The sequence below is a fragment of the Rhodococcus sp. M8 genome (assembly GCF_015654185.1).
In the GTDB taxonomy this organism is placed as follows: Bacteria; Actinomycetota; Actinomycetes; order Mycobacteriales; family Mycobacteriaceae; genus Rhodococcus; species Rhodococcus aetherivorans.
Genome location: NZ_CP064065.1, coordinates 393,036 through 419,725, shown reverse-complemented (window position 1 = coordinate 419,725; position 26,690 = coordinate 393,036). Strand labels below are relative to the sequence as shown.

Annotated in this window: 22 protein-coding genes and 1 pseudogene; 15 read left to right on the top strand and 8 right to left on the bottom strand. The window is 72.0% G+C overall.

The window, feature by feature from the left end:
* The first annotated feature begins 80 nt into the window (after positions 1-80).
* Positions 81-281, top strand: coding sequence for a DUF7455 domain-containing protein (locus tag ISO16_RS01915; RefSeq protein ID WP_003935586.1), 201 nt, complete (start codon positions 81-83; stop codon positions 279-281).
* A gap of 133 nt (positions 282-414) precedes the next feature.
* Here the strand turns inward: ISO16_RS01915 and ISO16_RS01910 are convergent, their stop codons facing one another.
* Positions 415-2,139, bottom strand: a complete 1,725-nt coding sequence (locus ISO16_RS01910; RefSeq protein WP_029543398.1) for a DEAD/DEAH box helicase — start codon at positions 2,137-2,139, stop codon at positions 415-417.
* Between the two features lie 257 nt (positions 2,140-2,396).
* On the opposite strand from ISO16_RS01910, the gene ISO16_RS01905 reads away from it, so the two are divergent.
* Positions 2,397-3,578 (top strand): YihY/virulence factor BrkB family protein, encoded by a 1,182-nt coding sequence (locus tag ISO16_RS01905; RefSeq protein WP_006934997.1) that lies wholly within the window; start codon positions 2,397-2,399, stop codon positions 3,576-3,578.
* Here the strand turns inward: ISO16_RS01905 and ISO16_RS01900 are convergent.
* A complete protein-coding gene (locus ISO16_RS01900; RefSeq protein ID WP_003935590.1) occupies positions 3,551-3,787 on the bottom strand; it encodes a DUF3039 domain-containing protein in 237 nt (78 codons plus the stop codon). The genes ISO16_RS01905 and ISO16_RS01900 overlap by 28 nt on opposite strands.
* A gap of 72 nt (positions 3,788-3,859) precedes the next feature.
* Here ISO16_RS01900 and ISO16_RS01895 point away from each other — a divergent pair, with 72 nt between their 5' ends.
* From ISO16_RS01895 to ISO16_RS01885, 3 genes and pseudogenes are all read left to right on the top strand, one after another.
* On the top strand, positions 3,860-4,219 hold the full coding sequence (locus ISO16_RS01895) for a DUF3099 domain-containing protein (RefSeq protein ID WP_006935000.1): 360 nt from the start codon (positions 3,860-3,862) through the stop codon (positions 4,217-4,219).
* Between the two features lie 54 nt (positions 4,220-4,273).
* Positions 4,274-5,754, top strand: a pseudogene (locus ISO16_RS01890) (DUF7782 domain-containing protein).
* 181 nt (positions 5,755-5,935) lie between these two features.
* Complete coding sequence (locus tag ISO16_RS01885) at positions 5,936-6,898, top strand: sigma-70 family RNA polymerase sigma factor (RefSeq protein WP_006935004.1); 963 nt, start codon at positions 5,936-5,938, stop codon at positions 6,896-6,898.
* A gap of 103 nt (positions 6,899-7,001) precedes the next feature.
* Here ISO16_RS01885 and ISO16_RS01880 read toward each other — a convergent pair whose 3' ends face one another.
* Together ISO16_RS01880 and ISO16_RS01875 are read right to left on the bottom strand one after the other, a co-directional pair.
* Complete coding sequence (locus ISO16_RS01880; RefSeq protein ID WP_442800807.1) at positions 7,002-9,956, bottom strand: bifunctional acetate--CoA ligase family protein/GNAT family N-acetyltransferase; 2,955 nt, start codon at positions 9,954-9,956, stop codon at positions 7,002-7,004.
* A complete protein-coding gene (locus ISO16_RS01875; RefSeq protein ID WP_029543391.1) occupies positions 9,949-11,220 on the bottom strand; it encodes an acetoin utilization protein AcuC in 1,272 nt (423 codons plus the stop codon). Before ISO16_RS01875 ends, ISO16_RS01880 begins: the two co-directional genes overlap by 8 nt.
* A 150-nt stretch (positions 11,221-11,370) precedes the next feature.
* Here ISO16_RS01875 and ISO16_RS01870 point away from each other — a divergent pair, with 150 nt between their 5' ends.
* A complete protein-coding gene (locus ISO16_RS01870; protein ID WP_006935008.1) occupies positions 11,371-12,057 on the top strand; it encodes a metal-dependent transcriptional regulator in 687 nt (228 codons plus the stop codon).
* Positions 12,058-12,109: 52 nt separating this feature from the next.
* On the top strand, positions 12,110-13,102 hold the full coding sequence (gene galE, locus ISO16_RS01865; RefSeq protein ID WP_072635144.1) for a UDP-glucose 4-epimerase GalE: 993 nt from the start codon (positions 12,110-12,112) through the stop codon (positions 13,100-13,102).
* A gap of 19 nt (positions 13,103-13,121) precedes the next feature.
* Here the strand turns inward: galE and ISO16_RS01860 are convergent, their stop codons facing one another.
* Positions 13,122-14,255, bottom strand: a complete 1,134-nt coding sequence (locus ISO16_RS01860) for a DUF4192 domain-containing protein (RefSeq protein WP_006935014.1) — start codon at positions 14,253-14,255, stop codon at positions 13,122-13,124.
* Between the two features lie 149 nt (positions 14,256-14,404).
* Positions 14,405-15,172 (bottom strand): hypothetical protein, encoded by a 768-nt coding sequence (locus ISO16_RS01855; RefSeq protein WP_072635164.1) that lies wholly within the window; start codon positions 15,170-15,172, stop codon positions 14,405-14,407.
* A gap of 139 nt (positions 15,173-15,311) precedes the next feature.
* Between ISO16_RS01855 and ISO16_RS01850 the strand changes: the two genes are divergently transcribed.
* The 5 genes from ISO16_RS01850 to ISO16_RS01830 all read left to right on the top strand — a co-directional run bounded on the left by ISO16_RS01850 (position 15,312) and on the right by ISO16_RS01830 (position 22,381).
* Positions 15,312-16,268: a proteasome assembly chaperone family protein gene (locus tag ISO16_RS01850; protein WP_006935021.1), complete on the top strand. Its 957-nt coding sequence runs from the start codon at positions 15,312-15,314 to the stop codon at positions 16,266-16,268.
* Between the two features lie 182 nt (positions 16,269-16,450).
* Positions 16,451-17,488 carry an alpha/beta fold hydrolase gene (locus ISO16_RS01845; protein ID WP_006935025.1) on the top strand — a complete coding sequence of 346 codons (1,038 nt, stop codon included), beginning with the start codon at positions 16,451-16,453 and terminating at the stop codon, positions 17,486-17,488.
* A 185-nt stretch (positions 17,489-17,673) separates the two neighbouring features.
* Positions 17,674-20,178 (top strand): DEAD/DEAH box helicase, encoded by a 2,505-nt coding sequence (locus tag ISO16_RS01840; protein ID WP_072635143.1) that lies wholly within the window; start codon positions 17,674-17,676, stop codon positions 20,176-20,178.
* 3 nt (positions 20,179-20,181) lie between these two features.
* Complete coding sequence (locus ISO16_RS01835; RefSeq protein ID WP_072635142.1) at positions 20,182-21,624, top strand: amidohydrolase; 1,443 nt, start codon at positions 20,182-20,184, stop codon at positions 21,622-21,624.
* A gap of 4 nt (positions 21,625-21,628) precedes the next feature.
* Positions 21,629-22,381, top strand: coding sequence for a LysR substrate-binding domain-containing protein (locus ISO16_RS01830; protein ID WP_072635141.1), 753 nt, complete (start codon positions 21,629-21,631; stop codon positions 22,379-22,381).
* A 35-nt stretch (positions 22,382-22,416) separates the two neighbouring features.
* Here ISO16_RS01830 and ISO16_RS01825 read toward each other — a convergent pair whose 3' ends face one another.
* Complete coding sequence (locus ISO16_RS01825; protein WP_006935029.1) at positions 22,417-22,794, bottom strand: VOC family protein; 378 nt, start codon at positions 22,792-22,794, stop codon at positions 22,417-22,419.
* Between the two features lie 95 nt (positions 22,795-22,889).
* A complete protein-coding gene (locus tag ISO16_RS01820) occupies positions 22,890-23,546 on the bottom strand; it encodes a hypothetical protein (protein ID WP_029543381.1) in 657 nt (218 codons plus the stop codon).
* Between the two features lie 140 nt (positions 23,547-23,686).
* Between ISO16_RS01820 and ISO16_RS01815 the strand changes: the two genes are divergently transcribed.
* The 3 genes from ISO16_RS01815 to ISO16_RS01805 all read left to right on the top strand — a co-directional run bounded on the left by ISO16_RS01815 (position 23,687) and on the right by ISO16_RS01805 (position 26,585).
* Complete coding sequence (locus ISO16_RS01815) at positions 23,687-24,736, top strand: alpha/beta fold hydrolase (RefSeq protein ID WP_006935033.1); 1,050 nt, start codon at positions 23,687-23,689, stop codon at positions 24,734-24,736.
* 111 nt (positions 24,737-24,847) lie between these two features.
* On the top strand, positions 24,848-25,435 hold the full coding sequence (locus ISO16_RS01810) for a cysteine dioxygenase family protein (RefSeq protein ID WP_006935034.1): 588 nt from the start codon (positions 24,848-24,850) through the stop codon (positions 25,433-25,435).
* 52 nt (positions 25,436-25,487) lie between these two features.
* Positions 25,488-26,585 carry an MBL fold metallo-hydrolase gene (locus ISO16_RS01805; protein WP_230304461.1) on the top strand — a complete coding sequence of 366 codons (1,098 nt, stop codon included), beginning with the start codon at positions 25,488-25,490 and terminating at the stop codon, positions 26,583-26,585.
* The last annotated feature ends 105 nt before the right edge of the window (positions 26,586-26,690 follow it).

Sequence of the window (26,690 nt, the reverse complement as noted above, 5' to 3'; positions counted from 1 at the left end):
AGTAGATCCACCGCGCCGGCCCGGTGCGGCGGACCAGACCCCAGGCAACCGACGACAGTGGTGGCCAGTTTGGAGGAGTCATGCCCGGAACGTTGACCAGCCCGAAGTTGACCGCCGCAGACCGCTGCGATCGGTGCAGTGCAGCCGCTCGCGTCCGTGCCGTCCTTGCCACCGGTGGCGAGCTGCTCTTCTGCGGCCACCACGCCAAGGAGCACACCGACCGGCTGCGTGAACTCGGCGCCACGATCGTGACCGAGTCCGACGCCGAAGCCGCCGTCTGATCCACCGTTCCGGAGCCGACCGACTCCGAGACCCGACCCGAAACGGGCGACCACCGCGAGTGGTCGCCCGTTTCGCCGTTCGGGGAGTGTGCCGTCGGCCGGTTCACCGTCGGCCGGTTCACCGTCGGCCGGCTCACCACTGACGCAGCAGGGCGATGCGGTCGCCCAGCTGTTCGGCCGTGGCGATCGCGGTCGGCGGGCCGCCGCACTGCCGCCGCAGCTCCCCGTGGATGACCCCGTGCGGCTTGCCGGTGCGGTGGTGGTGCATGGCGACGAGCGAGTTCAGTTCCTTGCGCAGCCGGGCCAGCGAGTCGGCGGTCGCCACCCGCTCGGCCACCTGCGGCGGCGGGACGGGGGTGGGCGGGGAGGCCGGCTTGTCCAGCTGCTCCTGCTGGCGGCGGCGCAGCAGCGCCCGCATCTGTTCGGCGTCGAGCAGCCCGGGAAGCCCCAGGTAGTCGGCTTCCTCCTCGCTGCCGGCGAACGTCGCCGTGCCGAACGAGGAGCCGTCGTAGATCACCTGGTCGAGCTCGGCGTCGGCGCCGAGCGCGGTGAACGCCTTCTCCTCCTCGCCGGGTTCGTCCTTGCGCCGGTTGGCGTCGGCGAGCAGGTCGTCGTCGAAGCCCTCCTTCTCGCGGTGGGGCTTGCCGAGCACGTGGTCCCGTTGGGCCTCGAGCTGGCTGGCGAGATCGAGCAGCACCGGCACGGACGGCAGGAACACGCTCGCGGTCTCGCCCTTGCGGCGCGATCGCACGAACCGGCCGATGGCCTGGGCGAAGAACAGCGGCGTCGACGCGCTGGTGGCGTACACGCCCACCGCGAGCCGCGGCACGTCGACGCCTTCGGACACCATTCGCACCGCCACCATCCAGCGCTGGGTGCTCGCATCGAACTCCGAGATGCGCCCGGAGGCCGTCGGGTCGTCGGACAGGACGAGTGCGGGCGCCTCGCCGGTGAGCTGCTCGAGGATCCTGGCATACGCGCGGGCCACCGTCTGGTCGCTGGCGATGACCAATCCGCCCGCGTCGGGCATCCCGCCCTGGCGCAGCTGCTCGAGCCGCGTGTTGGCGGCGGTGAGGACGGCCGGGATCCAGTCGCCGGCGGGATCGAGCGCGGTCCGCCACGCCCGGGCGGTCTGCTCGGCGCTGAGCGGCTCGCCGAGCCGCGCCGAGTACTCCTCCCCCGCGCTGTTGCGCCACCGGGCTTCACCGGAGTAGGCGAGGAACACCACCGGGCGCACGACGCCGTCGGCGAGCGCGTCGGCGTAGCCGTACGCGTGGTCGGCCCTGGACTGCATGAGACCGTCGGCGTTCGGTTCGTACACCACGAACGGAATGGCGCTGTCGTCGCTGCGGAACGGCGTTCCGGTCAGGGCGAGGCGGCGGGTGGCGTCGCCGAACGCCTCCCGGATGCCCTCGCCCCAGCTCTTGGCGTCGCCGCCGTGGTGGATCTCGTCGAGGATCACCAGGGTGCGGCGCGCCTCGGTGCGGACCCGATGCTTGAACGGATGCGAGGCGACCTGCGCATAGGTCACCACGACGCCGTGGAAGTCGCTCGACGTCTGGCCCGTGGAGTTGGTGAAGTTCGAGTCCAGCGCGATGCCGGAGCGGGCGGCCGAGGCGGCCCACTGGTGCTTGAGGTGCTCGGTCGGGGCGACGACCGTCACCTGGTCGACGGTGCGGTCACGCAGCAGCTCGCTCGCGACGCGCAGCGCGAACGTGGTCTTACCGGCGCCCGGGGTCGCGACGGCGAGGAAATCCCGCGGACCCGTCGCGAGGTACTTCGTGAGGGCCCGGCGCTGCCAGGCGCGCAGCTGTCCGGCGGGGGCGGAGGACGCTGTTCCGAGGGTCTCGGTGCTCACCGGCTACTCGTGCTCCTTCTCCGGTCGTGCAGGTGGTTTCGCTCTGCGGCAACGTCGCCGGGCGGCGAACGGGCACCGCCGTGCGGTCGCCGGGCGGGCGACAGCCGTCGAGCAGCCTATCCCGGCCCGCGAGCCCGGCCCGCATCCGAACCGCCGTCCGTGACGCGGGCGACAGGAGACGATCATGACAGAATTCGCGGTCCCGTCGGCCCGCCGCCGCGCACCGCGGCGTGTCGTCAGGAATGCTGGAAGTACCCATGAGCGAGATATCCCCACCGGCCGGATCCACCGCCGCATCGAGCCCGCGACGGCGGCCGGTGCATCGGGGCCTACAGGTGATCGCCCGCACGGCGACCAAGGCGTGGGACGACTCCATCTTCAGCAAGGCCGCAGCCGCCGCCTTCTGGCAGACGCTGTCGCTGCCCCCGCTGCTGCTGGGCCTGCTGGGCAGTCTCGGGTACGTGGCCGGGTGGTTCGGGCCGGACACGGTGGAGATCATCCAGTCCAAGATCGTCACGTTCAGCCGCACGATGTTCAGCGAGAGCGTCGTCGACGACATCATCGGGCCCACGGTGCAGGACGTGCTGCTGCGGGGACGCGCCGACGTGATGTCCCTCGGGTTCCTGCTGTCGCTCTGGGCGGGTTCGTCGGCGATCTCGACGTTCGTGGACTCGATCGACGAGGCACACGACCAGCACGATCACCGGCATCCCGTCTGGCAGCGGTTCTTCGCGCTGCTGCTGTACGTGGTGTTCCTCGTGCTGGCGGTGTTCACGCTGCCACTCGTCGCGCTCGGGCCGACCATGATCGGACGCGCGCTGCCGGCGGCGTGGTACGACCTCGGCACCCGGCTGCTGGACACGTTCTACTACCCCGGCGTGGGACTGCTGCTGCTCGTGGGCCTGACGACGCTGTACAAGGTGGCGCTGCCGAGATCGCTGCCGTGGCATCGGCTGCTGGGCGGCGCGATCCTCGCGGGCACGTTCTTCATGGCGTCGAGCGCGGGACTGCGCTGGTATCTGCGGTGGGTCTCCGGGACCGGCTACACCTACGGCGCGCTCGCCACCCCGATCGCGTTCCTGCTGTTCACCTTCTTCCTCGGCTTCGCCGTCGTGCTGGGTGCCGAGTTCAACGCGACCGTGCAGGAGTTCTGGCCCGCCCGCGAGACCCGCATCGAGCAGATGCGCCGGTGGCTGGCCGAACGGGCCGCCGCGGCGCCCTCGCCGGCGGCGGCCGCGGTGACCGGCCTGACCCGGCGGCTCGGGACGGCGCCGATCCCGATCCGGCTACCGGACATCATGCGGCCGGACCAGCGGGAACCGGAGTCGTGCCCCGTGGACGCTCCGCACCCGCGCGCAGCGGAGAAGGCCGCCGGCGAACACGCCCCGGCGGCTCCGGACGAGACCGTCGATCAGTCGCCCTTGCGCAGGCCCTCGTAGACCTTCTTGCACTCCGGGCACACCGGTGACCCCGGTTTCGGGGAGCGCGTCACCGGGAAGACCTCGCCGCACAGCGCGACGACGTGGGTGCCCATGACCGCGCTCTCGGCGATCTTGTCCTTCTTGACGTAGTGGAAGAACTTGGGAGTGTCGTCGTCGGTGGTTTCGTCGGTGGTGGTATCCGGCCGTTCCTTGATGTCGGTGCTCACCGTTACATGATGCCGCACCCCCGGTGCAGATGCGCATGTGCATTCCGCGCGCGCGAGTGGGACAGTAGAGGGATGTCGAGAACTCCGGGTTTCAATGGGGACTACGACGACGGGTCACCCGAGAAACCGGTTCTGATCACCGAGGCGGCGTTGTCGCTGGAGGACCAGCACCGTGCGCGGGTCCGCAAGTACCTCACGCTCATGTCCTTCCGCATCCCCGCCATGATCCTCGCCGCCCTCGCGTACGCGGCGTTCGCCAATCCCTGGCTCTCGGTGGGCATCCTCGCCCTGTCCGTCCCGTTGCCGTGGGTGGCGGTGCTCATCGCCAACGATCGGCCACCGCGGTCGAAGGACGAGCCCAGCCGCTGGGACGGCCGCGGGGACGGGACCACCGCCCTGGAGGGCCCGCAGCCCCGCATCATCGAGGGCTGACCCGGCTCCCCGGTCCCCGGCGACGCGGCCTCGGGGTGCTGCCAGAATGCGGGGGTGGACCGCGACCTGCTGCTTTCGATCTGCCCCCGTTGCGCACGGCGCTGACGCGCGCCCGGTTCGACACCGACACGCTGCTCGAGCTGCTCGGCCCCGACGCGCACGCCGCGCTCGGCCGGGGCGAGCCCGTGCCGGTGCGGCGGGCCGCGACGGGCGGTGGTGATCTCGGCACCCTCGTGCGCCTGTTCCTGGTGTGCGACACGCTGCCTGCTGCGGAGGTGGCCGCGGCGCTCGCCCCGGTCGACGTGGCGACGGCGATCGCGGCCGGGCTGCTCGAACGCGACGGCGACGGCGTGCGCGCGGCGCTGGATCTGCGTCCGCTCGACGCCGGCACCGGCACCCGCTGGATGCTGTCGGACCTCGACGGGGCGATGCGCCCCCGGCCCACCCGCGAGGACCACGTGCTCGGGGTCGGGCACGCCTCGCTGTCGCTGCTGCAGGCCATGCCCACCGACCCGGTCGGCTCGGTGCTGGACCTGGGCACCGGCTGCGGCGTACAGGCCGTGCGCGCCACCGACTTCGCCGGCACCGTCACCGCCACCGACGTCAACCCGCGGGCACTGGATCTGGCCGCCGCCACGGCCGCGCTCAACGAGGTCGAGGTCGAACTGCTCGAGGGATCGTGGTTCGAGCCGGTGGCCGGCCGCCGCTTCGACCGGATCATCGCGAACCCGCCGTTCGTGGTGAGCACCGGACGGGTCGAGCACACCTACCGGGACTCGGGCCTGGACCTCGACGGCGCGAGCGAGCTGATGGTCTCCCGCGCCGCCGAGCACCTGAACCCGGGTGGGACCGCGGCGATGCTGGCCTCGTGGGTGCACGTCGAGGACGAGGACTGGCGACGCCGGATCGCCTCCTGGCTGCCCGCCCACGGGGTCGATGCGTGGATCGTGCAGCGCGACGTCGCCGACCCGGCCCTCTACGTGGGGACGTGGCTGCGTGACGGCGACGCCGACCCGCGGGATCCGGCGGTGTCGGCGCGCGCCGAGGCCTGGCTGGACCACTTCGAGCGGCACCGGGTCGAGGGCATCGGCTTCGGGTTCGTCTACCTGCGGCGCACCGACGCGCCCAGCGACGTGCTCGCCGAGGACCTGCGGCACGGATTCACCGACCCGCTCGGGGCGGAGGCCGTCGGCTACTTCGAGCGGCTGGCGTGGTTGCGCGACCACGATGTCCTCGAGGCGCGGTTCGTCGTCCGGCCCGACACCGCCCTGGAGCGCGTGTACCTGCCGGGTGCGGACGGCTGGCGGCAGGTGGTGACGCGCGTGCACCGCGGCGGCGGCCCGAACTGGCAGCACGAGGTGGACGATCCCGCAGCGGCCCTGCTGGCGGGGATGCGGGCCGACGGCCTGCCGCTGTCGGAGCTGGTGGCGCTGCTCGCCGCCGCGCACGACGAGGACGAGCAGGCGCTGGCCGGGCAGGCGGTCCCCCTGGTGCAGGCGCTCGTCCGGCACGGACTCGTCGAACCCGTCCGGTAAGGCGGCCCGGCGGGCCGGAAAGTTACCCGCCGGTTCCCCCGGTGGTGTGTTCTCAGCAACTTCTCAGGACCTGTTCGCCATATACGCAGGTCAGGGCGGTTCCCACGGAGGAACCCCGGGAACTTTCCCAGGGGTCCTGCGCGTTGAACGCATCGAGACACCACCGATGAGGAGGCACGTCATGGCACGCCCCGATACCACCGCCCGCGTCGATTCCGACCTCGACAGCCAGAGCCCGGCCGCGGACCTGGTCCGCGTCTATCTGAACGGGATCGGCCGCACGGCCCTGCTGAGCGCTGCGGACGAGGTGGAACTGGCCAAGCGGATCGAGGCCGGCCTGTACGCCCAGCATCTGCTGGAGACCAAGAAGCGGCTCACCGCCGCGAAGAAGCGCGACCTGGCGATCGTCGTGCGTGACGGTCAGGCCGCCCGCAGTCACCTGCTCGAGGCGAATCTGCGTCTGGTCGTGTCCCTGGCCAAGCGCTACACCGGCCGCGGCATGCCCCTGCTGGACCTGATCCAGGAGGGCAACCTCGGCCTGATCCGCGCCATGGAGAAGTTCGACTACGCCAAGGGCTTCAAGTTCTCGACCTACGCCACCTGGTGGATCCGGCAGGCCATCACCCGCGGCATGGCCGACCAGAGCCGCACGATCCGGCTCCCCGTCCACCTCGTCGAGCAGGTCAACAAGCTGGCCCGGATCAAGCGGGAACTGCATCAGCAGCTCGGTCGGGAGGCGACCGACGAGGAACTGTCCGCGGAGTCCGGTATCCCGGTCGAGAAGATCGGCGACCTGCTGGACCACAGCCGCGACCCGGTGAGCCTGGACATGCCGGTCGGCAACGACGAGGAGGCCCCGCTCGGCGACTTCATCGAGGATGCCGAGGCGACGTCCGCGGAGAACGCGGTGATCGCCGGGTTGCTGCACAGCGACGTGCGCAGCGTCCTGGCCACCCTGGACGAGCGCGAGCAGCAGGTGATCCGGCTGCGCTACGGCCTCGACGACGGCCAGCCCCGCACCCTCGACCAGATCGGCAAGCTGTTCGGTCTCTCCCGTGAGCGGGTCCGCCAGATCGAGCGGGAAGTGATGGGCAAGCTCCGCGAGGGCGATCGCGCCGAACGCCTCCGCGCCTACGCCAGCTGACCGGGCAGTCGGCCGGACGATCCCCGAGAACCGGGCTGGGTTCTCGGGGATCTTCGCGTCCGCGGACCGCCGCGGCCGTCAGCGCAGCCGGCGGGGGCCGAGGTCAGCGCAGCCGGCGGGGGCCGAGGTCTAGGGGGTGCGGCTCGGGGCCGATCCGCAGGTGCGCGTCGGTGATCTCCGCGCCCGTGGGAGACGCGAGGACCGGTTCGCACGCGATCTCCCGCACCTCCGGCAGATCGTCGGCGAGAGCGGAGATGCGCTGGACCAGGTCGACGAGCGCGGCCTTGCTGACCGGCTCGGTGTTGCGGTAGCCGGACAGCAGCGGCGCCGCCTTGGGTGCGTCTATCAGCTCGACCGCCTCGTCCTCGGTGACCGGCAGGACCCGGAAAGCGCGGTCGCCGAGCAGGTCGGAGATGACCCCGGCGAGACCGAACGAGATCAGCGACCCGAACGACGGGTCGTCCTGCACCTGCACGACGCAACCGATGCCCTTGGTGGCCATCTTCTGCACGTGCAGCAACGGCTCCCCGGAGACCGCGGCAAGGTCACGGTACGCGATCCGCACCGCCTCGGGCCCGAGCAGATCCAGCCGCACCCCGCTCAGGTCCGGCCGGTGCCGCCAGTGGGCGCCGGTCGCCTTCACCGCGACGGGGAACCCGATCTCCTCCGCGGCGGCGACGGCCTCGTCGGCCGTGGTCACCGCCCGGAACTCGGCGATGTGCACGCCGTAGCACGCGAGCAGCAGCGCCGCCTCGGTGTCCGAGAGCCAGCGTCCCTCCGGCGACGTCGCCAGCCACCCTTCGACCAGGGTGCGGGCCTTGTCGGCTTCGATACCCGCCGGACGGACGACCTGGGACGCCGGACGGCTGCGCCACTTGGCGTACCGCCACGCCCGGGCCAGCGCGAGCGCCGCCCGCTCGGGCCCCGGATACGACGGCACCGAACCCCGGGTGGGGTGGCCGTCCGGTCCGCGCACGGCGAGCACGTCGGGCAGGCCCTCGGTGGCGAGGAACGTCGTCAGCACCGGCTTGTCGGTGCCGGCGACGGCGTCGCGCAGGGCCTGCGCGTACGGCTCGACCGTCACGGCGACCGGGGGCACGAACACCGCGATCACCGCGTCGACATCGGCCGCCTCGAGCGCGTGGGCGACGGCTGCCGCGAACTGTTCCGGCGAGGCCGCCGCCCCCAGATCGACGGGTTCACCGACGTGCAGGCCCTCGCTGCGGGCGGCGTCGACGGCGAGCACGCCGAGGGCCGTGGAGTTGCCCACCACCGCGACGCGGGGGCCGGCGGGCAGCGGCTGGTAGCCGAACAACAGGGCGGAGTCGAACAACTGCGCGATCGAACCCACCTGCACGACGCCGGCCTGCTCGAACAGGTCCCGCACGATGGTGTCGTCCATCTCCCCCGTGCGGGCCGCGAGGACCGGGGGCACGGCGTGGCGGCCGCTCTTGACGGCGACGATCGGCTTGCTGCGGGCCACGCGCCGCGCGATACGCGAGAACTTGCGCGGATTGCCGAAGCTCTCGAGATACAGCAGCACCACCTCGGTGGCCGGATCGGTGTCCCAGTACTGCAGCAGGTCGTTGCCCGACAGGTCGGCGCGGTTGCCGGCAGAGACGAACGAGGACAGGCCGACGCCGGTCTTGGCCGCCTCGTCGAGGATCGCGATGCCCAGCGCGCCGGACTGGCAGAAGAAGCCGACGTTGCCGGCCGCGGGCAGCACGGGCGCGAGGGTGGCGTTGAGGCGGATCTCCGGATCGTTGTTGGCGACGCCGAGCGCGTTCGGCCCGATCAGCCGCATGCCGTGCGCCCGGGCCGCGTGGGCGAGGCGGCGTTCCGCGACCCGGCCCTCCGGACCGGTCTCGCCGAAGCCGGACGACACGACGAGCAACGCCTTGACGCCCTTGGCGAGGCAGTCGTCGAGCACCGCGTCGATGGCGTCGGCCGGGACCGCCGCGATCGCGAGGTCGATGTCGTCGGGGATGTCACGGACGGTCGGATAGGCCCGCACGCCACGCACCGAGCGGTGCTCGGCGTTGACCGGATAGACCGGGCCGGTGAAGCCGCTGCGCAGCATGTTGACCAGGACCGCGTTGCCGACCTTGCGGCTGTCGGTGGACGCGCCGATGACGGCGGCACTGCCCGGGCTGAGCAGGTTGCGAACGCTGCGGGCCTCGGCGGCGCGTTCGCGGGCGTTGCGCACCGACACCAGCGCCTCGGTGGGGTCGATGGCGAACTCGAGTCGCACCACGCCGCCCTCGAAACTGCGGCTGACCTGGTAGCCGGCCTCCCGGAACACGGTCACCATGTTGCGGTTCTCGGCCAGCACCTCCGCGACGAAGGTGTGGAGGCCGTTCTCGGCGGCGGCCCCGGCGAGGTGCTCGAGCAGGATCGGACCGAGGCCGCGGCCCTGGTGCGCGTCGGCGACGGTGAATGCGACCTCGGCGGACAGGCCGTCGCCCTCGGGCAGACCCTCGTAGCGGCCGACCGCGATGATCTCCCCGCCGAGCAGGGCCACGAACGCGACCCGCCGGTGGTGGTCGACGACGGTGAAGTTGAACAGGTCCCGTTTCGACATCGTCGGGTAGGGGCCGAAGTAGCGGAGATAGCGGGTGCGCTCGGAGAGTTTGCTGTGGAAGTCCACGAGCAGGTCCGCGTCCTCGGGGACGATGGGACGCAGGTGCACGGCCTTGCCGTCGGCGGCGAGGACGTCCGCCACCCAGTGCTTGGGGTAGTTGCGGGCGACAGCGAGTGCGCGCTCGCGGGCGGCCTCCTTCTCCGCCTGTGCGCGGGCTGCGGCATCGGCCGGCCCGCGGGCTGCGGCATCGGCCGGCCCACCGGCTGCAGCATCGGCCGGCCCACCGGCTGCAGCATCGGCCGGCCCACCGGCTGCGGCATCGGCCGGCCCACCGGCTGCGGCATCGGCCGGCCCACCGGCTGCGGCATCGGCCGGCCCACCGGCTGCGGCATCGGCCGGCCCGCCGGCGGCGTCGCCGTCGGGGGTCTGCCCCGCGGTGACCGCGGGGCCGTGGGCCGTGTTCTCGGATTCAGTCACGCGGGTCCTCCGGGTCCAGGCCGAGCAGCGGGAAGCAGGCCCGGCGGGTGGCGACGATGGCCGAGTCGACGCGGCTGAGAGCACGATCGAACGATGCGACGCCGGTCTCGGGGGTACCGCCGGGGCCGTCCCACGGCAGATACGCCACGTCGCCGCCCTCCCCCATCACGGTCGGCAGATCGACCCCCGGCGCCATCGCGGCGACCCGCTCGCGCCACTCGTCGGGGATCGGGGTGGCGGGGTCGATCTCGCGGTCGAGTACGGCTGCGATCAGGTGGGTCCAGGATCTCGGCACCACCCGCACCAGCCCGTAGCCGCCTCCGCCCACCGCGAGCCACCGGCCCTCGCAGTGCCGGTCCGCGAGCTCGCGCATGGCGAGATACGCCGCGCGCTGGCCGTCGACGGTCAACGAGAGGTCGGCCAGCGGATCCTCCCGGTGGCTGTCGGCACCGCACTGGCTGATGATGATCTGCGGCCGGAACGTCGCGACCGCGGCGGGGACGACGGCGTGGAATGCGCGCAGCCACAGCGCGTCGACGGTGCCGGGCAGGACCGGCAGGTTGATCGCGGTCCCCTCGGCGGCGCCGGTGCCGACCTCGCTGGACCAGCCGGTATTCGGCCACAGCGTCGCGGGGTGCTGGTGGATGGAGACGGTGAGCACCCGGGGATCGCTCAGGAAGGCGTGCTGCACCCCGTCGCCGTGGTGGGCGTCGACGTCGATGTAGGCGATCCGGTCGAAGCCGTTGTCCAGGAGCCACGAGATGGCGATGGCGGCGTCGTTGTACACACAGAATCCGGCGGCCCAGTCCGCCATCGCATGGTGCATCCCACCGCCGATGCTCACCGCCCGCCGGGTGCGGCCGGCGGCGATCTCCCGGGCGGCGGCGAGGGTGCCGCCTGCGAGGACGGCACTGGCCTCGTGCATGCGCGGGAAGATCGGATTGTCCTCGGTGCCGAGACCGTGCGGGGCCTCCGCCCCGGCGGTCGAACCTGGCGGCAGGCTGCCGGCGTGCTTGACGGCCTCGACGTAGGCAGGGGTGTGGATACGCAGCAGCTCGGCGTCGGTCGCGGCCGGCGGACGCAGGGTCTCCACCCCCTCGAGCAGGCCGAGGCCGCGGGACAGTGCCATCGTGAGATCGAGCCGGGTGGGATTCATGGGATGAGTCGGGCCCCACCGGTAGTCGAGGAAGTCCGGGCTCCACACCACCACTCGGTCGCCGCTCGGATGTGTCGGATCGCCCGTCGCGGCGGAGGTCGTGGTCATGGCCACAAAGCTACTGCGCCGTCCGGGGCGATGCGAGTGCCGCAGGGCCCCGGCGCGCCTGCCGCAGGCCCCGCCGGGCGGCGCCGCGCGAGGTGCGCCCGCCGGGGGTTTCGCCCGGTTAGAATCGGCCGCAGACGAAGGGGTGTGAGAGTGAAGGACCTGGTCGATACCACGGAGATGTACCTCCGGACGATCTACGACTTGGAGGAAGAGGGCGTCGTGCCGCTGCGTGCGCGCATTGCCGAACGCCTGGAACAGAGCGGACCGACCGTGAGCCAGACCGTCGCCCGGATGGAGCGGGACGGGCTGCTGCGCGTGGCAGGCGACCGGCACCTCGAGCTGACCGAGAAGGGCCGCGACCTGGCGGTGTCGGTCATGCGCAAGCATCGGCTCGCTGAGCGGCTGCTCGTGGATGTGATCGGTCTCGACTGGGAGAACGTGCACGCCGAGGCATGCCGCTGGGAGCACGTGATGAGCGAGGAGGTCGAGCGCCGCCTCGTCGAGGTGCTGCACAACCCCACAACCTCGCCGTACGGCAATCCGATTCCGGGACTGGACCAGCTCGGCCTGGACCGCCCGGCCGCGGCGGACGAGCGGCTGGTGCGGCTCACCGAGATCCCGCCGGGCAAGCCGACCGCCGTGGTCGTGCGCCGGCTGGCGGAGTACGTGCAGTCCGATCACGAGGTGATCGGGCGGCTGCGTGAGGCGGGGATCGTCCCCGACGCACGCGTTACAGTCGAGACGAAGCCGGGGTCGGTGGTCATCAACGTGCCCGGCCACGACGGCTTCGAACTTTCCGACGAGATGGCCCACGCGGTGCAGGTGAAGCAGGTCTGAGACAGGCCCTTCTTCGCCGGCCCCGCGCGGGCCGGCGAAGAAGGGTCCCAGCGTGAGGCTTCTGGTTACCGGCGGTGCCGGCTATGTGGGCAGCGTCTGCAGCACGGTGCTGCTCGAGCAGGGTCACGAGGTGGTGATCCTCGACGATCTGTCCACCGGCAACGTCGACGCCGTCCCGGCCGGCGCGGAGTTCGTCGAGGGCGACATCGCGACCGCGGCCGCGGAGGTGCTCGGCGGCGGTGCACAGCCCCGGTTCGGCGGGGTGCTGCACTTCGCGGCCCAGTCCCTGGTCGGCGAGTCCGTCGAGCATCCGGACAAGTACTGGCACGGCAACGTCGTCGCGACCCTCGCCCTGCTGGACGCGATCCGCGCCTCGGGAACACCGCGGCTGGTGTTCTCGTCGACGGCGGCGACGTACGGCGAGCCGGACCGGGTACCGATCACCGAGGATGCACCCGCCCGGCCCACCAACCCGTACGGCGCCACGAAACTCGCCATCGACCATGCGATCTCGTCGTACACGCGGGCGTACGGTCTGGCCGCGACGAGCCTGCGCTACTTCAACGTCGCGGGCGCATACCACGGTGCCGGCGAGAACCGCGTGGTCGAGACGCACCTGATTCCGCTCGTGCTGCAGGTGGCTCTCGGCCAGCGCGAGCACATCTCGGTGTTCGGCACCGACTGGCCGACCAAGGACGGCACGGCGGTGCGGGACTACATCCATGTCAAGGACCTCGCCGACGCCCACCTGCTGGCACTGGCGGCCGCCCGGCCCGGCGAGCACGCCGTCTACAACCTCGGGAGCGGCGAGGGTTTCACCGTCCGGGAGGTCATCGAGGCGTGCCGCCGGGTGACGGGCCTGCCGATCACGGTGGTCGATGCACCCCGGCGCGCCGGGGATCCGGCCGTACTGATCGCGTCGAGCCGCCGCGCCGTCGAGGAACTGGGCTGGAAGCCGCAGCACACGAGCCTCGACGAGATCGTCGCCGACGCGTGGGTCTACCTGCAGGAACTCGGCGACCGGTCGCACGCGGCACGGCGCTGAGCCGGCGCCGTCCCGGCGGTCACGCCGCCGGTGCGGGCGGGGGCATTCGCACCCCGAGCCGCGCGGCGATCTCGTAGCCGGTGTCGGCGAGGCCGCGCACGGTGTGCGGCCGCAGCCCGGCCTGCAGGGCCTGGTCGAGGAGGTCGGCGAGCCGGTGCCGCGGGTTGGACTCGAGTGCGACCCCCAGGGCCACCCCGGCGAGCGGTCCGTCGCCCCGAACGTACGCGCTGTAGCCGACGAGGGCGGCGGCCTCGGCTCGTTCCGGGTCCGGGAGACGCCGGGTGAGCGTGACCCACAACCGTTCGGCGGTGTCGGCCTCGGCGCCCGCCGCGAGGGCCATCACGGCGTCGCGCACGGTCGAATTGGACAGCAGGACGGCGAGTTCGGCAAGCTCGGGGGCGAGCAGCTCGGCGCCGTCGTCGTGCCGGGCGATGTGGGCCAGCACGGCCTCGAGTTCCTGACGGTCGGCGCGGTCGCGGCCGCCGGCGCGGACGGCGAGTTCGTAGGCGAGGTCACGCGCGTCGATCGCCTCGTCGATGTGGTCGGCAACCTGCATGCGCCCGGGCATCGGCAGCGGGGTGAGCAGATCGGCGAGTTCGGCGCGGGACCGCCGGATCGCCCCGCCCTCGAAGACGCGGGCGGCGGCGACGGGCGAGGCCTGCGGGTCCGGGACCGTCCCGCGCGCACCGCCGACGAGCGCAAACCATGTTCTGCCGCAAGCGACCTCGGAAACGGCGTGTGCTCCGGCGATGCGAACCCCGCGCCGGTCGAGGCGGACGGCGAAGTCGTCGAGCAGTCGGCAGGCCGCGGCGACGGCGGGGGCGTCGGGGTGGTCGAGACGGTCGTCGACGAGGACGACGAGCACGGCGTCGGCGCCCTCCCGATCGCAGAGCGCACCGAATCGGTCGAAGACGTCGCGCATCGCAGCCGGCACCGGATCGTCCTCGCCGGGCGGCAGGATCAGGTCGTGGCGCATGACGGCGCCGACGGTCGCGGACCGGGCACCGTCGCGCCCGCCGCCGGCATCGGACGCGAGGCTCAGCACGATCAGCGACCGTGCGGGCAGGAAGCCGAGCATGGCCGGCACGGCGGCGATCAGATCCCCCGGATCGGTGAGTCGCAGCGGCCGGGGCGAGGAAGTCGATGTGGTCATGCGCCGACTGTCCCCGACGACCGGTGCCCTCGGGGGCCGCGCGACCCGGATCCGCGGAATCTGGGGACGAGCGCTCCGGTTGTGGACAAGTACTGCGGCCGCAGGAGTTCCGGCCGCCCGATGTCGGTGCCGGCTGGTAGCGTGCCGCGTCAGCCGACGCGCACGCGCTCCACGCTCGCCTCGAACACCCGGCCCAGGGTGGCGGTGTCGGCGGGCCCCGCACCGAAGGACATGTACGTCACCAGCACCCGCACGTCGTCGACCTGGGCGATCCGGCTGGTCATCGACTGGGTGACCACCTCCCGGCCCTCGCCCGAGCGGACGGTGCGGGTGAACGCGAGGGTCGCCACCCCCGCGGCGGCCGGCGGCGCCGACGGGTCGACCGTGGTCGTCACCGTGGCGGTGACGCCCCGGCGGGTCGCCGCGACGACGGGGCATTCGACGAGACGGTCGCGGTAGGCGGCCAGGTCGTCGGTGACAGCGACGAGTTCGACCGAGATCGTGGCCCGGCTGTCGTTGTCCGTGCCGACCACCATCGCGGTCCCGTCCGGGCCGTAGTTCTGCGGCGGCGGCAGGCATCCGGGTGGATCCACCTTGGCCCCCTCCGGGACTCCGGTGAGGTCGGGAGCGGCCTGGGCGACCGCCTGCGGCGGTAGCACCACCGCGTCGTACGGCTCGGGGAACTGCTCGGGCGGCAGCAGCAGTTCGGCGAGGGGCCGGCCCGCGGTGCCGGCCTCGTCCGTCGTGGCCAGTGCGGCCGGCTCGGGCTGTGGCGTGCCGTCGACGGTCGACGAGCACCCGGCGGCGAGCAGCAACGCGCCCCCGATCACGGTCGCGCCCAGCCGGCGGAAGGGCACCGGCGGGGTCCGGGAGCGGCGCGGCGTCCGGACGTCGTCTCCTGCGCTGTGGGTTGCCACCGGACCTCCGCTGTCGCGTCCCGCCGGGGTCGTGCCCCGGCGGAAGCTGATCACCAGTTCAACTAGACTCGAACTCCACCATGCCACGCCGGTGACCCGGCGGTATCACGGCGCCCCGGATCGAACGGAGGATGTTCGCATGGACGACCAGTCCCGCATGTACGAGCTCGAGTTCCCCGCTCCGCAGCTGACGTCTGCCGACGGCGAGGGTCCCGTGCTGGTGCACGGTCTCGAGGGGTTCGCCGACGCCGGGCATGCGGTGCGGCTCGCCACCACGCACCTGCGCGAGAGCCTCGAAAGCGAACTCGTGGCGTCGTTCGCCGTGGACGAGCTGATCGACTACCGGTCCCGGCGGCCGACCATGACGTTCAAGGCGGATCACTTCTCCGACTACGCCGCCCCCGAACTCAACCTGTACGCCCTGATCGACACGGCCGGAACCCCCTTCCTGTTACTGGCCGGCGCGGAACCGGACCTGAAATGGGAGCGGTTCATCACGGCGGTGCGCCTACTCGCCGAGCAGTTCGGGGTCCGGCGCACGATCGGGATCAGCGCGATCCCGATGGCGATCCCCCACACCCGTCCGCTGGGCGTGACGGCGCACTCGACGAACAAGGACCTGATCGCCGACCACCACCGCTGGACGGGCGAGCTGCAGGTGCCGGCGGGGGTGTCGTCGCTGCTCGAGCTGCGGATGGCGCAGCACGGGCACGAGTCGGTGGGGTTCTCGGTCCACGTGCCCCACTACCTGGCGCAGACCGAGTACCCGGGCGCTGCCGAGACCTTGCTCGAGAACGTCGCCGAAGCCGGGGGCCTGGGGTTGCCGCTGGCCGCGCTCGGCGAGGCCGCCGCACGGGTGCGTGAGCAGATCGACGAGCACATCGCCCAGAACGAGGAGGTGCAGGCGGTGGTCCGCGGACTCGAGCGGCAGTACGACAGCTATGTGGCGGCCCAGGAGCAGCAGGCCGCCCAGCTGCCGACGGACGAGAACCTGCCGACCGGCGAGGAGATCGGTGCCGAGTTCGAGCGTTTCCTCGCCGAATACGAGGATCGCGGCGGGAACGGACAGCCCGGCGACGCGGACCCCTCCGCCTGACCGGGTTCGAATCGCCGCCTGTCCGACCCCGGATCATTACTCTCTCGTTACACTTCGCGTTGTGCAGGTCACATACAGTCAGTACGCTCAGTTCGACGAGTTGAGCTGAAGGGTCGGGCCGGAGACGGTCCGGCGCCTCGGACACCACAGGTAGACGAGGAACCGGCGGTCAGGAGACGCACATGGGTACACCGCGCACACGCACGCTCCGGCCGGTGCCGGACGCGGAGACGCGGATGGTCTTCCGCACCATCCACGGCTACCGTCGCGCCTTCCGACTCGCCGGCGAGGGCCCCGCGCTGCTGCTGATCCACGGGATCGGCGACAACTCCTCGACCTGGCAGGAGGTCATCCCGCACCTGGCCCGCAAGTACACGGTCATCGCACCGGACCTGCTCGGCCACGGCCGCTCCGACAAGCCGCGCGCCGACTACTCGGTCGCCGCGTACGCCAACGGCGTCCGCGACCTGCTCTCGGTCCTGGACATCGAGCACGTCACCGTGGTCGGGCACTCCCTCGGCGGCGGCGTCGCGATGCAGTTCGCGTACCAGTTCCCGCAGATGGTCGACCGGCTCATCCTGGTCTCGGCCGGCGGCGTCACCAAGGACGTCCACCCGGCGCTGCGCCTGCTGTCCATGCCCGGCCTGAGCGAGGTCCTCAAGCTGCTGCGGCTGCCCGGCGCCCTGCCCGCGGTACGCATCGCCGGCGGCCTGCTCGGACAGTTGCACGACACGCCGCTGCGGCCCGGCCCCTTCCTGCACGACACCTCGGATCTGATCCGGGTCCTGAGCGGATTGCCCGATCCCACCGCGTACGAGGCGTTCCTGCGCACGCTGCGGGCCGTCGTGGACTGGCGCGGCCAGGTGGTGACGATGCTCGACCGCTGTTACCTGACCGAGAACCTGCCCGTGCAGCTGATCTGGGGAGATCACGACAGCGTGATCCCGGTCAGTCACGGTTACCTGGCGCATTCGGCGATGCCCAACTCCCGGCTCGACGTCTTCCGCGGCGCCGGCCATTTCCCGTTCCGGGACGACCCCATCCGGTTCCTGCGGGTCGTCGAGGAGTTCCTCGACTCGACCGCACCCCTCGTGTTCGACGAGCAACGCTGGCGCGAGTTGCTGATCAACGGCGTCAGCGAGAACCAGATCACGGGCGGTCCGGCCACCCGCAGGGCCGTGCTCGGCGCGATGGGCGCCGACGAACGCAGCGCCACCTGAGCGACCCGCCGCCCACGACGTCCCGCGCCGAGTCCTCGAACGCCGTCGCACGTCGCCGTCGGCCCGCTCCGGCAGGTGCAGCCGTCGAGACCGGCGCGGGCGGCAGGACCCGTCGGCCGCCGCGCGCCGGCCTGCCGCACACGGCGCGTCGGCGCGGTCACGGCGGCAACAACTAGCCTGGAGCGGTGCTGCTTCCGGATCTGACCCCCGACATCGTCGACGAGGACTCGCTGTTCGACGCCTTCACCACCTTCACGACCGGGCGCGGCCTCTCGCTGTATCCGGCGCAGGAGGAGGCGCTGCTGGAGCTGGTCTCCGGGTCGAACGTGATCCTCGCGACGCCCACCGGGTCGGGCAAGTCGATGGTGGCGCTCGGCGCGCACTTCTTCGCCCTGGCCACCGGTACGCGCACCTTCTACACGGCCCCGATCAAGGCGCTGGTCAGCGAGAAGTTCTTCGCGTTGTGCGAGGTGTTCGGCGCCGATCGGGTCGGGATGATGACCGGCGACGCCTCGGTGAACCCCGGTGCCCCGATCATCTGCGCCACCGCCGAGATCGTCGCCAATCTGGCGCTGCGGGAGGGCGCCGGCTCGGACATCGGCCAGGTGGTGATGGACGAGTTCCACTTCTACTCGGAGCCGGACCGCGGGTGGGCGTGGCAGGTGCCCCTCGTGGAACTGCCCCGCGCGCAGTTCCTGTTGATGTCGGCGACCCTCGGCGACGTCACCTTCCTGAAGAAGGACCTGACCCGGCGCACCGGCCGCACCACCACCGAGGTGTCCGGCTCCGAGCGGCCGGTGCCGCTGTCGTTCACCTACTCCCAGAAGCCGATCGGCGAAGAGATCGAGGAACTGGTCACCACGCACCAGGCCCCCGTCTACGTCGTCCACTTCACCCAGGCCGCCGCCCTGGAGCGGGCGCAGGCCCTGACCAGCGTGAGCATGTGCTCGCGCGGGGAGAAGGACGCGATCGCCGAGGCGATCGGCGCGTTCCGGTTCTCCACCGGCTTCGGCAAGACGCTGTCGCGGCTGGTGCGGCACGGCATCGGCGTGCACCACGCCGGGATGCTGCCGAAGTACCGGCGGCTCGTCGAGCGGCTGGCCCAGGACGGGCTGCTGAAGGTCATCTGCGGGACCGACACCCTCGGGGTGGGCATCAACGTGCCGATCCGGACGGTGCTGCTGACCGGCCTGACGAAGTTCGACGGCACCCGGACCCGGCAGCTCAAGGCCCGCGAGTTCCATCAGATCGCCGGCCGCGCCGGCCGTGCCGGATTCGACACGATGGGCACCGTCGTGGTGCAGGCGCCCGAGCACGAGATCGAGAACGTGCGGGCCCTCGCCAAGGCCGGTGACGACCCGAAGAAGCGCCGCAAGGTGCAGCGCAAGAAGCCGCCCGAGGGATTCGTCTCGTGGGGCGAGGGCACGTTCGACAAGCTCGTCGCCGCATCCCCCGAGCCGCTCACTTCGCGCTTCTCCGTGAGCAATTCGATGCTGCTGAACGTGATCGCCCGCCCCGGCAGCTGTTTCGAGGCGATGCGCCATCTGCTCGAGGACAACCACGAAGCGCGCCCCGCCCAGCGCCGGCACATCCTCAAGGCGATCTCGCTGTACCGGGGGCTGGTGCAGGCCGGGGTGGTGCAGCAGCTCGACGAGCCCGACGAGTTCGGCCGGACGGCGCGGCTGACCGTGGACCTGCAGCGCGACTTCGCGCTGAACCAGCCGCTGTCGCCGTTCGCGCTCGCCGCGATCGAGCTGCTCGACATCGACTCCCCCGCCTATGCGCTGGACGTGGTGTCGGTGATCGAGTCCACGCTCGACGATCCGCGGCAGATCCTCATGGCGCAGCAGCACGCCGCGCGCGGTGAGGCCGTGCAGCAGATGAAGGCCGACGGCATCGATTACGAGGAGCGCATGGAGCTGCTCGAGGAGATCACCTGGCCGAAGCCGCTGGCGGAACTCCTCGAGCCGGCGTTCGAGACGTACCGCGCCGGGCATCCGTGGGTCTCGGAGTTCCCGCTGTCCCCCAAGTCGGTGGTGCGGGACATGGTCGAGAAGGCCATGACGTTCGCCGAACTGGTCGGTCACTACGGGCTGACCCGTTCGGAGGGACTGGTGCTGCGCTACCTCGCGGACGCCTACCGGGCGCTGCGCCAGACGGTTCCGGACGCGGCCCGCACCGAGGAACTCGAAGACCTCACCGAGTGGCTGGGCGAGCTGATCCGCCAGGTCGATTCGAGCCTGCTCGACGAGTGGGAGTCGCTCACCAACCCCGGCGTCGAATCCGACGATCAGCAGGTGGCATTCGGCGCGGATGTGCCCAAACCGATCTCGGCGAACACGCGGGCGTTCAAGGTGATGGTGCGCAATGCGATGTTCAAGCGGGTGGAACTGGCGTCGCGGCGACGGTGGAACGAGCTCGCCGAGCTGGGCGACGGGCTCGAGGCCCAGGACTGGGCCGACCTGCTCGAGTTGTACTTCGAGGAGTACGACGAGATCGGCACCGGCCCCGACGCGCGGGGCCCGCAGCTGTTCACCGTGGTCGAGGAGAAGGATCTGTGGCGGGTCCGGCAGACCCTGGCCGACCCCGCCGGGGACCACGGCTGGGCGCTGCTCGGCGAGGTGAACCTCGCCGAGTCCGACGCGGCCGGCGAGGTGGTGTTCGACGAGTTCGAGATCGTCGAGGGCTGAGCGGTGCCGCCGTCCCTCGTCCTGCGTGGCGCCCGCACGGCGCCCGGTGCCGGCCCGGTCGACCTGCCGATCACCGGCGACCGCATCGGCGGTGACATCGCGGGCAGCACCGAGGTCGTCGACGCCGGCGGGCGACTGGTGCTGCCGGGCCTGTGGGACGCGCACGTGCACTTCGACCAGTGGACCCTCGCGCAGGCCGCGCTCGACCTGTCGGGCGCGACGTCGGCCGCGCACGCGGTCGCGCTGGTGGCCGCCCGCCTGGCCGGTGACCCCGCCCCCGTCGTGGTCGCGCACGGTTTCCGCGACGGGCTGTGGCCGGACACGCCCACCGCTGCGGCGCTCGATGCGATCGCCCCCGGCCGGCCGGTCGTCGCGTTCAGCGCGGACCTGCACAGCGCCTGGTTCAATACTGCTGCGCTACAGCGTTTCTCGCTGCATCCACACCCCACGGGGCTGCTGCGGGAAACCGAGTTCATGCCGCTGATGAACGAGATCCAGCGCGTCGACCCCGAGGTGCGCGATCGCCTCGTGGACTCCGCGGCCCGGGCGGCCGCCGCCCGCGGCGTGGTGGGCGTCGTCGACTTCGAGATCGCGGACACTCTCGCCGCGTGGAGGCGCCGCATCGGCGCCGGGACGCGGCACCTGCGTGTGCGGTGCGGGATCTGGCCCCGGTGGCTGGACGCGGCGATCGCGGCGGGCATGCGCACCGGCGACGTGGTACCCGGCACCGCGGGGCTGGCGACGGTGGGTCCGCTGAAGGTGATCGTCGACGGATCGCTCGGCACCCGCACCGCCTACTGTCACGACCCGTATCCCGACGGCGGGCACGGGGTGTTGTCGGTGCCGCCGGAACGGCTCGAGCCGCTGATGCGCCACGCCCACGAACACGGGGTCGAGAGCGCGATCCACGCGATCGGTGACCACGCCTGCGAGCACGTGCTCGACGCGTTCGCCGCCACCGGGGCGCGCGGCAGCGTCGAGCACGCCCAGTTCGTGGCCGAGCGCGACTTCCCGCGGTTCGCCCGGTCGGGTGTCACGGCGAGCATCCAGCCGGCGCACGTGTACGACGACGTGGACCTGGCCGAACGGTACTGGCCCGGCCGCACGCACCGCGCCTTCCCGTACGGGACGCTGCACGCGGCCGGGGCGCGGCTGGTACTGGGCTCCGACGCGCCGGTCGCGCCCCTGGATCCGTGGCGGACGCTGGCCGCCGCGATCGACCGCACCCTGCCCGACGGCCGGGTCTGGCACCGCGAGCACGAACTGGACCTGCAGGTGGCGCTGGCCGCGTCCACCGGTGGTCGTGCCCGCGTCGCCGTCGGCGACGTCGCCGACCTGGTGGTGCTCGACGCGGACACGCTGCCCCGCTCCGGTGCGGAGCTGGCCGCGATGCCGGTGTGGGGCACGATGCTCGGCGGACGCTGGACGCACGGGCCGCTAGCCTGAGCGGGTGAGCGAAGAGTCCGCCCCGGTGTTCCGGCTGGCCTACGTCCCCGGGGTCACCCCCGCGAAATGGGTGCGGGTGTGGGCGGAGCGGATACCCGACGTCCCCCTCGAGCTGGTGCCCGTGGACGCCGCCGACGGCGAGGCCGCGGTGCGCGACGGCACGGTCGACGCGGCGGTGCTGCGGTTGCCGCTGCCGCGCGAGGGGCTGTCGGTGATCAATCTCTACACCGAGGTATCGGTGGTGGTGGTACCCGAGGAGCATGCCGTCGCGGCCGTCGACGAACTGAGCGTCGCCGATCTCGCGGAGGAAACGGTGCTGCATCCGCGCGACGACGTGCTGGACTGGGCGCGCCTGCCGGGAGAGACGGCGTTCGAGCGCCCGGCCACGACGGAGACGGCCGTGTCGTACGTCGCCTCCGAGGTGGGGGTGCTGGTCGTGCCGCAGTCGCTGGCCCGGCTGTACCACCGCAAGGATCTGACGTACCGGCCGGTGACCGATGCCCCGCAGTCGCAGGTGGGCCTGGTGTGGCTTTCGGAGCGGACCACCGATCTGGTCGAGGAGTTCGTCGGGATCGTGCGCGGCCGCACCGCCAACAGCTCCCGCGGCCGGCAGGACGAGTCCCAGCCGAAGCAGAAACGGCGCGGGGAGCGGCAGGGATCGCAGCCGAAGAAGGTGGTCGGCGACAAGAAGCCGAAAACCCGCCGCGGAAACGCGGGCCGGCCGAAGAGCGCCGGACGGGCGCGCCGGCGCCGGTAGCCGCCCGGGAGGCCCCGGGCCGGAACACGGACCGCTCACGCGGACCGCACCAGGCAGAAGAGGTGGCCGCTCGGATCCCGGTAGGTGCGGAAGGTCGGGCTGGGGTTGGGCCCGACGACGCGGGTTGCGCCGTGCCGCAGCACCCACTCCTCCGCGGCGTCGAGGTCGTCGACCTCGAGGTCCAGGTGTGCCTGCAGCCCGACCCGGTCGTCCGGCCACGTCGACGGGGTGAACTCGGGGGCCAGCTGGAACGCCAGGCCCCCGCCGGCCGGGGCGCGCAACTGGACCCAGTCGTCGTCGGTGGCGGCGTCGTCGATGTCCCAGCCGAGCAGCACGGCGTAGAACGAGGCCAGCCCGGACGGGTCCGGCGTGTCGAGGACGTAGACCTGCAGTGCGATGGCGGGACGCGACATGGGCTCATGATCCCGCGAAGTCGTCGCGCGGGCCCGGCGAACGGGCCTATCCGGCGGCGTGGGCCTCCGGCGGGGCGACCGAGCGCACCAGCCCCTCACCCGTTTTCGGGAGGCACGACCTCGATCTCGCGCCCCCATGCGACCCCGGGCGCGGCCGGCAACCGGTCCCCGCTCCAGAACCGTCCGGGGTCGTACCAGTTGCTGCCGCGCCCGCGTTGCTCGAGCAGCCCCATCGCCTCCAGGGTCGCGCCCACCACCTCGGCGCAGTACGCGCGCTCGAGACCCGCATCCGACGTGCGTTTCCGCCACGGCAGCCGGCCCGCGAACCAGCGCCCCGCCAGCCGGCCCGTCGAGGGGAACGGCGTGCCGTCCAGCCGGGCGACGGTGCGCAGCAGCTGATCCTCCTGCTCCGGCGTCACCTCGACGCCGAGCTGGCGCAGCCAGCCGCGCTGCCCGTACCGGGCACTCCACACCTGCACCGCCTCGCGCAGGTCGTGCAGCTGCACACCGCGGTGGTGCCGGCCGGTCCACATGTCCGGCAGGCTCCTGCCCAGCTCGGCATGCCACATCAGCGGTGGCAGATCAGCGAGGACCACCGCCATGCCGACGTGGTTGACGGGGGCGTTGGTCAGCGTCTGGATCGCCCGGTCGGCGTGGCTGCTGCCGCGGAAGATCCAGAGGTCGCCGGTGCGGGTCAGTTCCACCGCCTCGTCGAGGGTGATCCGGGACTGCGCTGAGCTCCGCTGCTGCATGACCGACAGCCTCTCACGCGGGGAGGTAACGGGATCCGGCCGCCGAGCACGGGAGGTGGTGGCCGGCCCGCCGTCGCTGCCCCGCCTCGCTGCGCCTCACCCGAGGTTGACAGCGCGGCAGACGGCGCTACGGTGCAGGGATGGACCACGAGGTCCGGTACGCCGCCAGCGGGGATGTCAGCATCGCGTACCAGGTGCTGGGCAAGGCGGGACCCGACCTCGTCTTCGTTCCGGGATTCGTCTCGCACCTCGACCTCGCCTGGGAGGAGCGGTTCTTCGCGCGTTTCCTGCGCGGCCTGGCGTCGTTCGCCCGGTTGATCTGGTTCGACAAGCGGGGCACCGGCCTGTCGGACGTGCCGCGGGAGGAGGTGTCCATGGACGCCTGCGTCGAGGACATCCGCGCCGTGATGGACGCCGCCGGGTCCCGGCGGGCGACCCTGTTCGGGGTCGCCGTCGGCGCCGGGATCTGCACCTCGTTCGCGTTGAAGTACCCCGGCCGCACACGTTCGATGATCCTGTGGGACGCCCATGCCCGGCTCCTGGAGGACGACGGGTATGCGGCGGGGTGGAGCGAGGAGTTCTTCTCGTCGGTCCTGGCCGGCATCGACGAAGGGTGGGCGACGGGCTCCGGCATCGCGTCGATGAATCCGACCCTGGCCGGGGACGAGCGGTATCGATCCTGGTTCGCGCGTCACGCCCGGGCGGCGGCGGGCCCGGCGCAGGCACGGGACCTGTTCCGGCTCTGCGCCGCGACCGATCTTCGTCCGAGGCTGCACGAGATTCGGGTGCCGACGCTCCTGCTCCACCACGTCGACGATCCGTGGCTGTCGGTTGAGCATTCCCGCTACGTCGCGGCGCGCGTTCCGGGCGCGACACTCGTCGAACTGCCCGGGATCGATCACTGGCCCTGGATCGGCGACATGGACGCGGTGCTGATCGAGATCGAGGCCTTCCTGACGGGGGTACGGCGAGGCCGCCGGGACCGCCCGGCCTGGGGGCCGGAGGCCCTGAGCACCCGCGAACGGGAGGTGGGCGCGCTGGCGGTCGCCGGACTCAGCTCCCCCGAGATCGGCCGGCGCCTGTTCATCAGCGAGCGAACCGTGGAGACCCACCTCGCCAACATCTACGCGAAGCTCGGCATCAACTCGAGGGTGGAGCTGGTGCGGCGGGCGGTCGAATTCGGTCTGTGAGCCGGCGCCCGGCACCACCGGGACGGCGCGCGACGTCCGTACTGGTACCGATGCATTCATCACTGTTGTGCGCATACCGTTCTCTTCGAGAGCGGTTGCAGGAGGTGCATCATGAACAGGCACACCGAAGTCGGCCACCGGCAGTCGATCCACGATCTGATCCCCCGCCTCCGACAGGCGTCCGCACTGCGCGACGGACCGGAGGCGGTCCGTGCGGTTCTGGCCGCAGCAGTCGCCGACGACAGCGACTGGCTGGACCCGCAGTACCAGGAGCGTCCCGAGACGCGGGACTGGGTGCTGTACCCCCTCTACCGGGCCTCGGACGGGCACCTGTCGATCCTGGTGGCGGTGTTCAAGGCCGGAGTGAGCACTCCGGCGCACAATCACGGCGCGTGGGCCGTGGTCGGCGTGTATCGGGGCCGGGAACGGGAGACGTGGTATCGCCGGCTCGACGACGGGAGTGTGCCGGGCAGGGCCCGGCTCCAGGTTGCCGACACCTTCGTGAACCCGCGGGGCACGGTGACCGTCGTTCCCGACGGAACGATCCACTCGGTGGAGGCACTCGACGGGACCGATGCGATCTCGATCCACGTCTACGGCACGGACATTCTCACGCAGAACCGCAGCACGTTCGATCTGCGGACGGGCAGCGAGGCGCCCTTCCGTCCCGATTTCACCGACCTCGGCCCCGAGCACTGACGGCCCGGCCGGCCGAAGGCTGTTTCACCGTATCCACCGGAAGGAGGAGGGCGTGAGGACGGGAGCGGAGACCCGCGATCGACGATCCGCCGGACAGCTGCCGGAGCGGGACCCGGTACGGGTGGAGCTCCGGCCGGTCGACGCGGTCGATGTGACGACGCTGGTGGACAACTCCTCCGACGTGCTGCTGCCCGACGTGGGGCCCGTCCGCCGCTGGGGGCCGGCCGGATCGGCAGGTCCGCTCCCGATCGTCCCCAGCGATCTGGCGGTCGGATTCCGGACTGTCGACCTCCTCCGAGCGGAGCACGGGTTCTCCGTACTGATCGAGGTCCGGGTCGGCGAAACCACGCACCGCGTGCTCTACGACGCGGGGGCCACGCCGGACGGTCTGATGGCGAATCTCGATCGGCTGGCGATCTCCCCGGACGGCATCGAGGCGATCGTGTTCAGCCACGGCCACTTCGACCACGTCATGGGTCTGCAGGGCCTCGCCCGCCGGCTCGGTTCCCGGCACCTGCCGATCCTCGTGCACCCCGACTTCTGGACGAGGCGGCGCATCGTCGGTCCCGACGGCGCCTTCGAGTTACCGACGCCGAGCCGCGCGGCGATCGAGGGCGCGGGATTCGTCGTCGTCGAGAACCGGCGCCCCTCCTTCCTGCTGGACGGAATGCTCCTGGTGACCGGCCGGATCGCCCGGACCACCGAGTACGAGACCGGCATGCCGGGCCATCAAGCCCACCGGCACGGCCGCTGGCGGCCCGACCCGCTCATCCACGACGACCAGGCCGTCGTCCTGCACCTACGCGACCGGGGACTCGTCGTGCTCACCGGATGCGGGCACGCCGGGCTGATCAACATCCTCGAGCACGCCGAGCGGCTCACCGGGGTCGGCCGGCTCCATGCCGTCCTCGGCGGGTTCCATCTCCGCGACGGCCCGATCGTCCCCCGGACGGTGACCGCCCTCGCCGCGGCGGATCCGGCCGTGGTCGTGCCCGCCCACTGCACGTCGTGGAAGGCGCAGCACGCGCTGTTCACCGCCCTCCCGGACGCCTTCCACCCCAATGCCGTCGGCAGCCGATTCGAATTCCGGACAAGCCCGCAGCCGGATACGGCCGCGCAGGGACGCAACGGAGTACCGGACAGGCCCTGAGGCACACTGTTCGGCCGGAGCGTCCGGGCGATCGCGCCGATCGACGGTGGCGAGCATCGGTCCCAGGTGAGCGCGGCCCCAGCCCAATCCCTACCGTCTAGGCTC